At 67.1% G+C, this 486-nt stretch carries 1 pseudogene; it reads left to right on the top strand.

Annotated elements, in window-relative coordinates:
- Window positions 1-22 precede the first annotated feature (22 nt).
- Window positions 23-486, top strand: a pseudogene (locus G3I60_RS43945) (polyribonucleotide nucleotidyltransferase); the annotation flags it as partial.

Here is a 486-nt window from a genome sequence, read left to right as displayed (position 1 = left end):
AAAAGTATCGGAGAAAACGCTAGTGGAGAACGAGACCCACTACGCCGAGGCCGTCATTGACAACGGTTCCTTCGGCACCCGCACCATCCGCTTCGAGACGGGCCGCCTGGCCAGGCAGGCCGCCGGCTCCGCCGTGGCGTACCTGGACGACGACACCATGGTGCTGTCGGCCACCACCGCCTCCAAGAAGCCCAAGGACCAGCTCGACTTCTTCCCCCTCACGGTGGACGTCGAGGAGCGCCAGTACGCGGCCGGGAAGATCCCCGGTTCCTTCTTCCGTCGTGAGGGCCGGCCCTCCGAGGACGCGATCCTCACCTGCCGCCTGATCGACCGCCCGCTGCGCCCGTCCTTCAAGAAGGGCCTGCGCAACGAGATCCAGGTTGTCGCCACGATCATGGCGCTCAACCCCGACCACCTGTACGACGTCGTGGCGATCAACGCCGCCTCCGCGTCCACGCAGCTGGCCGGTCTGCCCTTCTCCGGCCC

This window comes from Streptomyces sp. SID13666 (assembly GCF_010548325.1).
Lineage (GTDB): Bacteria > Actinomycetota > Actinomycetes > Streptomycetales > Streptomycetaceae > Actinacidiphila > Actinacidiphila fildesensis.
Note: the sequence above shows the minus strand (reverse complement) of the source record. Positions and strands in the feature narration are given on the sequence as shown.